This is a genomic window from Ilyobacter sp., assembly GCF_041583315.1.
In the GTDB taxonomy this organism is placed as follows: Bacteria; Fusobacteriota; Fusobacteriia; order Fusobacteriales; family Fusobacteriaceae; genus Ilyobacter.
Genome location: NZ_JBFHGC010000039.1, coordinates 1 through 9454 on the forward strand (window position 1 = coordinate 1; position 9454 = coordinate 9454).

The 9454-nt window shown below is 35.0% G+C and carries 8 protein-coding genes, 3 tRNA genes and 1 pseudogene; 3 read left to right on the forward strand and 9 right to left on the reverse strand.

Annotation, left to right across the window (positions count from 1 at the left end; translation table 11 throughout):
* From ABZA26_RS02565 to ABZA26_RS02600, 8 genes and pseudogenes are all read right to left on the reverse strand, one after another.
* Positions 1-191 (reverse strand): annotated as a pseudogene (locus ABZA26_RS02565) (2-isopropylmalate synthase); the annotation flags it as partial.
* Positions 192-886: 695 nt separating this feature from the next.
* Positions 887-1648, reverse strand: coding sequence for a mechanosensitive ion channel family protein (locus ABZA26_RS02570; RefSeq protein WP_372712961.1), 762 nt, complete (start codon positions 1646-1648; stop codon positions 887-889).
* Positions 1649-1870: 222 nt separating this feature from the next.
* The gene (locus ABZA26_RS02575; protein WP_372712962.1) at positions 1871-2728 is read right to left on the reverse strand and encodes a hypothetical protein; all 858 of its coding nucleotides are present in this window, start codon (positions 2726-2728) and stop codon (positions 1871-1873) included.
* Between the two features lie 154 nt (positions 2729-2882).
* Positions 2883-2966: transfer RNA gene (locus ABZA26_RS02580), tRNA-Leu, on the reverse strand.
* A 20-nt stretch (positions 2967-2986) separates the two neighbouring features.
* Positions 2987-3062: transfer RNA gene (locus ABZA26_RS02585), tRNA-Gly, on the reverse strand.
* A gap of 5 nt (positions 3063-3067) precedes the next feature.
* Positions 3068-3144 (reverse strand) — tRNA-Pro (locus tag ABZA26_RS02590).
* Positions 3145-3788: 644 nt separating this feature from the next.
* Positions 3789-4760 (reverse strand): BMP family protein, encoded by a 972-nt coding sequence (locus ABZA26_RS02595; protein ID WP_372712963.1) that lies wholly within the window; start codon positions 4758-4760, stop codon positions 3789-3791.
* Positions 4761-4957: 197 nt separating this feature from the next.
* Positions 4958-6166 carry an FprA family A-type flavoprotein gene (locus tag ABZA26_RS02600; protein ID WP_372712964.1) on the reverse strand — a complete coding sequence of 403 codons (1209 nt, stop codon included), beginning with the start codon at positions 6164-6166 and terminating at the stop codon, positions 4958-4960.
* A gap of 251 nt (positions 6167-6417) precedes the next feature.
* Between ABZA26_RS02600 and lgt the strand changes: the two genes are divergently transcribed.
* From lgt to ABZA26_RS02615, 3 genes are all read left to right on the forward strand, one after another.
* Positions 6418-7281, forward strand: a complete 864-nt coding sequence (gene lgt, locus ABZA26_RS02605) for a prolipoprotein diacylglyceryl transferase (protein WP_372712965.1) — start codon at positions 6418-6420, stop codon at positions 7279-7281.
* Between the two features lie 189 nt (positions 7282-7470).
* Positions 7471-8643: a bifunctional phosphopantothenoylcysteine decarboxylase/phosphopantothenate--cysteine ligase CoaBC gene (coaBC, locus tag ABZA26_RS02610; protein WP_372712966.1), complete on the forward strand. Its 1173-nt coding sequence runs from the start codon at positions 7471-7473 to the stop codon at positions 8641-8643.
* A 226-nt stretch (positions 8644-8869) separates the two neighbouring features.
* Positions 8870-9073 (forward strand): cold-shock protein, encoded by a 204-nt coding sequence (locus tag ABZA26_RS02615; RefSeq protein ID WP_319202478.1) that lies wholly within the window; start codon positions 8870-8872, stop codon positions 9071-9073.
* 138 nt (positions 9074-9211) lie between these two features.
* On the opposite strand, the gene ABZA26_RS02620 is transcribed toward ABZA26_RS02615, so the two are convergent.
* A partial coding sequence (locus tag ABZA26_RS02620; protein ID WP_372712968.1) for a PhzF family phenazine biosynthesis protein occupies positions 9212-9454 on the reverse strand: 243 nt, incomplete at its 5' end.

The window sequence follows — 9454 nt, forward strand, 5'->3', positions numbered from 1 at the left end:
ACTGCTCTTGCTACTTCTCTTATGGCTTCAAAATCAGCTTCTGAAGCTATTGCAAATCCAGCCTCTATAATGTCCACATTAAGATCCTCTAGATTTCTCGCAATTGTCAATTTTTCCTCGATTGAAAGGTTAACTCCTGGTGTTTGCTCCCCGTCCCTAAGAGTTGTGTCAAAAATCTTCACTTTTCTCATTTCTTCCCCCTTTATTCTTCTCAAACTGTATAAAAAAAGCAGCCTAGTAGGCTGCTTAATAATCCCCAATACTCAATTTTCCCCACTCATCAAACCTTGTATCTGGTTATAACGAAACAAACCCTCTGTTTAAAAGGGTTGGAGACAAATGACTTAAGCTCCTAACACTGTTTATCTCTATTCTACTTGGTTGGTTTAGTACTAGTAGTAGGACCAGCAGCAGAGATAGCAGTAGAGATATTAGAATAGTGTTGGCTATTATCATCTTCCTTCCTCCTTTTCGTTAATTCCCTTTGTTTCCTGTGTTATGTAGAATTTTAACAAAATGACGTTGTAATGTCAACTAAAATAATTAAGCTGAATCAAACTTTTCTTATGCGCGTTTAAATCAGAAACTATAAAATTACAAAATTTAAAAATAAAAAAATAATATAACCTTTATTTAATAAGCATAAAACACACTTTCAACCCTGTATAAAATCACATGATTCCAAAAAAAAGTTTTTTATTTTTTCATTTTTGTATTATATTTTTTTTACACTTGTTTATCCCAAAAGAACTTTTTCAGTTTTTTATAAGAATTTTCATAATAAAATAAATGTGTTTTTACAAAAGCTGTCAACTACTGCCAAATAGTTTTATCTTAATAAAAAAAGCCAGAATCATACCAGGAAATGATTCTGACTTTAAATACTCTAAATTCTTTTACCTATGCCCTCTTTTTCAAACTCTTCATTTAAAACGACATATTTAAAATGAGGTTTTATATTACGTTTTTTTAGTTCTGTATAAAATTTAAACCTAAATTCATTTTTAAAAGACCATCCGTTTGCCGGGGAATCTGTGAGACCTGCAACCCAGCACTTTATATTTTCGGAAGTCATATCCATCACCCAAAAATGGGGTTCATTGCTGAGATTTACATATGAATTTTCTCTGGCCACTTTTATTGCAAGTTCTTTTACTATCTCCATGTCCGATTCATAGGATATCCAAAACTCTACCTTGGCCCACTGGGACTCATCCACAAGAGTATAATTTATGAAATTCTCTTTCAGCATATTTACATTTGGTATGACAAACCTCTGCCAGTCCCATAACTTAACTATGGTATGGGTCATGTTTATATCCTCTACCACTCCATAATAGTCTTTTATAACTATTGTATCTCCTACATTAAACTGTTTTGAAAGTGTTATTACCATTCCGGCTATTATATTCTCTATAAAAGGTTTGGCTGCAAATCCTAAAAAGATAGTACCGGTGGATGCAAACACAGAAAAAACACCCTTTGAAAAATTTCCCATAAAAGGATAGAGTATCAGAAATAACATTATTAAAAGCCAGAGGATAAAAAGAGATCTTCTGATGATTGTAAATCTCGCCCCTATATTTTTCAAGGCTTTCTCTTTTGATCTTTTCAGAGTCTTTTTAAATACCGTAGACCCATTTCTCATAGAACCGAAATTTTTGTTTTCCTCGACATTGCCTTTAAAATGATTCTCTAAAGTTCTGAGCCGTATTAAAAGATACAATAAAATAAATATTAAAACTAAAATCAAAAGAGCATAATATATCATATAAACTTACACACCACCTAATTTTTTTATCAATTACAATTGTATCATATAAATCTTTATCTGACCAATTTCAAAAAAATCTTTAACAACATAAAAAAATTAGTATCTTTTTATCAGCTGCTGCTCTTCTCCGTAAAATTCATCTTCAGAAACAAACTCTTCCTCTATAATTTTCTTTTTTATATCTTCATAACACTTTTCCCCCAGGATATACTTTATAGTGTCTTCATAGGATATAATGAGAGGTTTATAGTCCTTCTCTTCAAAACCTTTTGGATTTGTTCTCTTAAAAACAGGCCCTGTCCCGTAGTCCATGTTTATGCAGGCCTTATCATAATAATTCTCAATCGTAAAACCATTTGTAAAATCATCTGGGAGGGTAATGTAAAGTACAGAGAGGTCGTCTTCAGCTAAAATCTCTACAGGCCACAGGCTACATATTACAGGTTTATGCTCTAGAACATCCCGGGCATCCATCCCTTTTTCCAGGCAGATAGAATGGGCTGCACACAGTGTAGTTCCGTTATCCGGTCTGAATGCACATGTACACAGGTCTATCTCTTCCCCTATACACTCCTCAGGAATCATAAGATCGTCTTCCCTAATACTCTCTTCTGCATCCTCTCTGTTATACCCCATATCTTCCAGTATTTCCAGGTTCTTAGTAAGCTTATTATATTTATTTATATTCTCTAATATTAGGTTTCTGGTTTTATTTTCAAATTTTGAAGGGGCATCTCCACAGCAAGTATCCCTGCAGTTAAAACAGTCGAAATTGGTCATGGCAGAAAAAACTCCGTAATCAATTACAGCCTTATAATTTTTACCTCTTATTACGACTTTGCTTTCTATGGTATCTGCCCCGGAAAAATATCTTCTGGCTTGCTCCTCTTTTTCAGATGGAACTTTATAAAGTTCTTCCCCTTTTGGATGGTTTAAAAATAAAAAATAAATCATTATCGTTACCTCTCTTAAAAAATATTGATTTTCACACTTATATTCAAAATAAATAAACAACTAGTTTGAAATTTCAAATTTCTGAATGGTATAATAAAAAACCAGTTGTTATAAAATAAAAAAACAGCTTCGAAAAGCTGCTTTGAGTTCTTATTGGTGCGGAGGGGGAGACTTGAACTCCCACGTCAAAGACACTAGATCCTAAGTCTAGCGCGTCTGCCAATTCCGCCACCCCCGCATAGATAAGTATAAAATTGTTGGAGCGGGAAACCAGGTTCGAACTGGCGACATTCAGCTTGGAAGGCTGACGCTCTACCAACTGAGCTATTCCCGCATAAATGGTCGGAACAGCAAGATTTGAACTTGCGACCCCCTGCTCCCAAGGCAGGTGCGCTACCGGGCTGCGCTATGCTCCGTTATATTATTGTCTTCCGACAGGAATAATAATAACATAACCAAAAAACTTTTGCAAGGGTTTTTTTATTTTTTCTTTTATTACTGGTGTTTCCGGCCCCAAGCCTCTGATTCTAACCCATTAATTTCAAGGAATATCCAAATATTATTTCCCTAACATAATTCTTTAAATTTTATTGAAAATAATGAAACATTTGCCGCGAATGAACACGGATAAAAACAACAATAAAAAGATTTCGAATAAATTAAATACTTTAAATCAAAAATATTTAATATTCAGTTGATAAAAAAATTCATTTGTGATATTTTACTATATATATCTTTTAGGTGTGAGGTGTTTGTTATTTTAGGACTTTTTATAATTATGTTCATCACTATGGCTTTTATATTTAAAGATTATTTAATTTATGTATTGTTGTTCTTTTGCTCTTTAATTATTGCAGACGTCTTTTTATACAATTACATGATCATACCATGCCTCTGTAAATTTTCTTGATTTTCAAAAAAGATAGCAAATCCTATCAAAGAAATCATTAATTTTAATTAATAAATTAGCGAATCATACAATAGGAATATTTAAATATAAAAGAAAGAGGATCACTTTCCACGCTTTGAATTAAGTTGTGGAAAGGGTCCTCTTTAAAAATTATTCAGAAACTTTTATTTTGCCCTTTATTATGTCATCTTTTATTTTATTCAGCCTTGTTATCTTTTCATTACCTATGACATCTTTTGTATACTTAAGGTCTGTAAGTGATACGCCGTTGGTTGCAAGATTAGCCTGAATATATCCAGGTCTAAATTTACCTCTTATGAGATCAGACACCAGGCTATAAACAGCGTTGTCTATCCTTACCCTTACTGAGGTAAGTATAGTTCCAGGGATGACTCCGTCTTCATCTACGTCACATCCTATGGCATATACACCTCTTTCTTTTGCAGCTTGGAAAAGACCTCTTCCTGTTCCTTCTGCCACATGCATTATTACATCTGCTTTCCTGTCCATCATCATGAGTGATATATTTTTCCCTGTGGCCGGATCATTAAACGGATTGCTGCTGGTAGTTGGCATGTAAGTATTATAAACTTTTACTTTTGGATTGACATACTGAGCTCCCTGTCTAAAACCGTTTTTAAACCTGTTGAAAGACCTGTTATCCATGGCAGGAATGGTACCGACTACACCTGTCTTACTAATCATCGCAGAAAGAGCTCCTGCCAAGAATGACATCTCCTGCTCTGCAAAGTCTATAGTAACAGTATTTGGAATCTCTATTGTTGCTCCCACAAGACCGAACTTTTGCTTAGGATACTCTTTTGCAGCTACCTTTAGAGATTCAGCTACCACAGTCCCCATACCTATGATAATATCATAGTCTTCGGTACTGGCAAAATCTCTGAGATACTGAAGATCCTCGTTTATATTTGACGGCTCTACATATTTAAAATTTATTTTCCCCTCTTTTTTCAGCTTTGTCAAAGCCTCATAAGCCATATGATTAAAACCTGTCCCCAGCCCTCCAGAAGACAGAACCAGCCCAACATTAGCCTTTTCAGCCCCAAAGGTCGTAAATGTAAAAATAATAATTCCTGCTAAAACACCCAATAATCTCTTCATTAAATTTCTCACCCCATAATTAAATTTTGAGCTTTAAATTTAACATATTTTTTCATGATGAGACAATTTTAAAAAAACACAATCGTATCGGAACAATTTCAAAAAAAATAATTTTTCTATTAAATCCCTGTTATTCTATAAAAGAATTATCGGATTTCCCAAAAGAAAAAACCCCGTCTCTTACGGGGTTTTTTCTTTTATCTGTGTGACTTTATTTTTTCTGCCATTGCTCTTGCAATGTTTTCAAGTTTTTCATAATCTTCTAAAGTAGGATTCCCTCTCACTTCTACAGCATCTGCTACAATCTCATTTCCGTTTAATGCATCTGCAAAGGCCTGGATTCCTCTTACTCCTCCACCGCTCCACATCATATTTCCAAATATACCGAGATATCTGTTTTTTAGTCCGTAGTTTTGCAGTTTATGAAGAAGTGGCTGAATTTTTGGATATAAGGCATTGTTATGAGAACATGATCCGATAATTAACCCCTTATATTTCCATATATCACTTATGATAAATGAATGATCCGTCTTAGACGCATCATAAACTTTTATCTCTTTTATTCCCTGAGCACTAAGCTCTCTCGCAATGGCATTTGCCTGCTTTGCTGTATTACCATACATGGTTCCGTATACGATAACTACCCCTTCTGTTTCCGGCTCAAGCCTAGACCAGTAGTCATAATGGGTTATAACTCTGTTTATGTCACTTCTCCACATAATACCATGAGACGGGCATATATATTTTATTTCCAGTGAACTTAGTTTTTTTATGGCATTTTGTACCTGCATACCGTATTTACCGACTATGTTGGCATAGTATCTTCTCATCTCATCTTCATAAAAATCAAAGTTTACTTCGTCATCAAAAAGTCCGCCGTCAAGAGCTCCGAAACTTCCGAAAGCATCATTTGAGAAAAGGATCTTTTCTGTAGTGTCATAAGTAACCATACTCTCAGGCCAGTGCACCATAGGAACCATAGCGAAAGTGAGCTTATGATTTCCTAAATCCAGGATATCCCCTTCTTTTACAAGATAAAAACTTTCCTCATTTACATCATGAAAAAAAGCTTTTATCATAGGGAATGTTTTTGAATTCCCTACTACTTTGGCATTTGGATATTTTCTCATAAGGTCTCTCAGAGCACCTGAATGATCAGGCTCCATATGATTTACTACGATATAATCAAGGTCTTTCCCACCTAAGACACACTCGACTTTTTCCATGAAAAGCCCCTCTACACCAAATTCTACTGTGTCAATAACACAAGTTTTCTCATCATTGATTACATATGAATTATATGCTACCCCCATTGGAAGGGGCATGTAATTTTCAAATCTTTCTGTTTTTTTATCGTTGGCTCCAACCCAATAAACATGATCGGTCACTCTTACTAAATTATGCATTTTTACCTCCTTAAAAAGTCACTAAAACTCGTTGCTTTACTTAATAATAATAACAAATTTATATTTTTTTCACAAGATTTTTTTGTAAAATATGGCTTTACAAAACCCTTCATTCACACTATAAATTATACTTTTCTATACTGAAAATTTAAAGTTTATGAAAATTCACTGTATCATAGTTTCCTTTTGTTATTGCCTCTTTAATTTTTTATGATATAATTACTATAAAGTCAATATTTTGGGAGGATAAAATGGATCCAATATTATTTGAAATCGGGGGCTTTCAGCTGAGATATTACGGCCTTATGTATGCACTAGCATTCTTCATAGGAATAGAAATAGCCAAAAGAGAGGCAAAAAGAGCCAACATGTCTCCTGAACTTTTGGAAAATTTTGCTATAACAGCAATGGTATCTGGTCTCATCGGTGGAAGGCTTTACTATGTACTGTTCAACCCGCACTATTATTTTAATAATCCCATGCAGATTCCTGCTGTATGGAATGGCGGAATGGCTATACACGGTGGTATCATTGGTGGTATTATCGGTACCTTTATCTTTGCCCACAGGCATAAGGTCAGTCCGTGGAAACTAGGAGATATTGCTGCAGCTCCATTTATTCTGGGACAGGCTATTGGTAGATTTGGTAATCTAATGAACGGAGAGGTTCACGGTGTCCCTACATTTACCCCATGGAAGGTCATATTCACACTGAAGCCTGGATTCTACAACTGGTATAATCAGTACAGGGCGATGAGTATAGAGGCACAGATGAAATATAAAGAACTAGTCCCATGGGGAATTGTCTTCCCAGAATCTTCCCCTGCAGGAAGTGAGTTTCCAAACCTTCCTCTGCATCCCGCTATGCTTTATGAGATGTTTTTAAACTTCACAGCATTTTTATTAATATGGTTTTATTTCAGAAAAAAAGACTATGCAGCAGGTACTGTGTGGTGGATCTATGTCATTATGTACAGTCTCATCAGAGTTTTTGTAAGTTTTTTCAGAGCGGAAGACCTTATGGTCATGGGATTCAGAGCACCTCATGCAATCAGCATCGTGTTTGTAGGCGTTTCAGTTATTATGATAAAATATTTGAACAATAAAAAAATCTAAGTGGGAGAGGGGAGTTAATCTCCCTCTTTTTTTACACTAAAAACTTATTTATCGCGTATATTTAATTAAAAAATCTTACAAACAGATATAAAAATTCACAATTGGACTTCATTTAAATTTGAAAAAATTTCTAATTAGTAGTATAATTCCATTAAAAAATTACTGTCATTATTAATGAGGTGAAAGTCAATGAAAAAAAACGTATTATTGGGAGTTACAGGAGGAATAGCTGCATATAAAGCTGCAAATATAATCTCCATGCTCAAAAAGAGCGGACACAATGTAAGAGTAATCATGACAAAAAGTGCCACAGAGATAATAACTCCTCTCACCCTTGAAACCCTTGCAAGGGACAGGGTCATAGTGGATATGTGGGAAAAAAAGCCAAATCTTGAAGTGGAGCACATCTCTTTTGGAGAGTGGGCTGACGTCGTACTCGTAGCCCCTGCTACATATAACATGGTAGGTAAGGTGGCAAACGGCATCGCAGATGATATGCTTTCTACAGTTATTTCTGCCACAAAGGCACCTGTATACTTTGCCCTTGCAATGAATGTAAACATGTATGAAAATCCGATTTTAAGGGACAATATAGATAAACTGAAAAGATATGGTTATAAGTTTATAGAGGCTGACGAAGGTTTCCTTGCCTGCAACGTAAATGCAAAGGGAAGGCTCAAAAAAGAAGAGGATATTGTGGATATCATCAAAGATGAACTCAGCGGAATTGAAAAATCTCTTGCCGGTAAAAAAATTCTCATAACTGCCGGAAGAACAGAAGAGCCCGTAGACCCGGTAAGATATCTTTCAAACAGATCTACTGGTCAGATGGGGTATTCCCTGGCTTCAGCTGCAGTAAAACTAGGTGCAGAGGTGACACTGGTTTCCGGACCTACAAACCTCACTGTACCTGTCGGTGTTAAAAACTACTTGCAGGTAAGAAGTGCACAGGATATGTTTGATGCAGTCATGGAGCATTATGACAGCCAGGATGCGGCTATTGCCTGTGCTGCAGTGGCTGACTACAAAGTAAAAGAATATTCCGAACAAAAGATAAAGAAAAAAGACGGAGATATGATACTAATCCTAGACAGAAACCCAGATATACTTTATGAGATGGGACAGAAAAAGAATAAACAGTTTCTTATAGGCTTTGCTGCAGAAAGTGAAAATCTCATAGAAAATGCAACCAGGAAACTTCAAAAGAAAAATCTGGACCTTATTGTGGGAAATCTTGTTACTTATATGCAGAGTGCAAACAACAAAGTGACATTGTTAAAAAAAGACGGTTCAGTAACTGAAATTCCTGAAATGAAAAAACAAGACCTTGCATTTAATATCTTAAAAGAAATTAAATTCTAAAAAACTTATCTTATTTGGTAGTGCATATGGACAAGATTTACCAAAAAATATATTGTCTATAGAATGTAAAAATGTTATAATAATCCTGCTTTAATTCTTCAGGTTACTAAATAAAATATCTTATGGCATCTTGCCTACCGCATATACAAGCATCAGATTGTAAGACTGGTTTTGAAAAGGTATTTTAGCCGAGAGTTACAAGCACAATAATTTTGGAGGTGCTAAAATGCTAAAAGGAACAGTAAAATGGTTTAACTCAGAAAAAGGATTCGGATTCATCACTTCAGAAGAAGGGAACGACTTATTCGTACACTTCTCTGAAATCAACAAGCCTGGATTCAAAACTCTTGAAGAAGGAGAAGAAGTTACATTTGACGTAGTAGAAGGGCAAAAAGGTCCACAAGCTGCTAACGTAACTCCTGTAAACTAATCACAAACACAAATGAGTCTCAAAGTATTATTACTTTGAGACTTTTTTTTATAGTTTTTTTACAATATCGCAAATATTTTATTCTCTCTCATCTTTCAATATTGTATGTTTTCAAAGAAAATTCAGGACCTTTCTGAGCTATAAATAAATTTCACCTTTTAAGGTTATTACAAAATCCCCTATAATTTCCAGTCTCATATTATCTTTTAACTTCAGCAGCATCTCCCCGCCTCTTTTTGATGCCTGATATGCTTTTAATTCATCTTTTTTTAATATTTCTGACCAGTAGGCAGCCAAAAGAGTATGGACAGTTCCTGTCACAGGGTCCTCATTAATCCCGGCCCAGGGATTGAAATATCTAGATATAAAATCATAATCCCC